The following is a 505-nucleotide window of genomic DNA, read 5'->3' on the forward strand; positions in this document are numbered from 1 at the left end:
CGACCGGCAGCGTGGTCTCGTAGGCGACGAGCGTGCCGGGGCGGAGGTGCGCGCCGATCGACTCCGTCGCAGCGTCCATCCAGCCGAAGTCGGGGGCACCGTCCTGGCCGACGAAGAGCGGCACGACGATCACGACGACGTCGGCCGTCGGGATCGCGTCGGCGGGGTCGGTGGTGGCGCGGAGCATCCCGGCGGGGACGACCTCGGCGAGGCCGGCGGCGAGCCCGTGCTCACCGGGGAAGGGTTCGACCGCGGCGTTCACCGACTCGACGACGGCGGGTGCCACGTCGAGTCCGGTGACGGTCGCGCCCGATCGGGCGTACTGGACGGCCAGCGGGAGGCCGATCTTGCCGAGCTCGAGGCACTTCATCGCGAACATCGCGGCGGGGGCGTTGAAGGGCTGACCAGACCCGCAGGCGCCGCGGAGGATGGCCCGCGGCGCCTGCGCACCCGTGCGCTGCACACGCGTCGCGCGTGTCCCATGGCAGACTTCCGGCATGGCAAG

The 505-nt window shown here is 73.7% G+C and carries 1 pseudogene; it reads right to left on the reverse strand.

From position 1 onward, the window contains the following. Window positions 1-370: pseudogene (locus tag I5E_RS04695) on the reverse strand (nucleotide sugar dehydrogenase); the annotation flags it as partial. Window positions 371-505: the final 135 nt, after the last annotated feature.

Origin of the sequence: Curtobacterium sp. B18, assembly GCF_000333375.1 — a bacterium.
In the GTDB taxonomy this organism is placed as follows: domain Bacteria; phylum Actinomycetota; class Actinomycetes; order Actinomycetales; family Microbacteriaceae; genus Curtobacterium.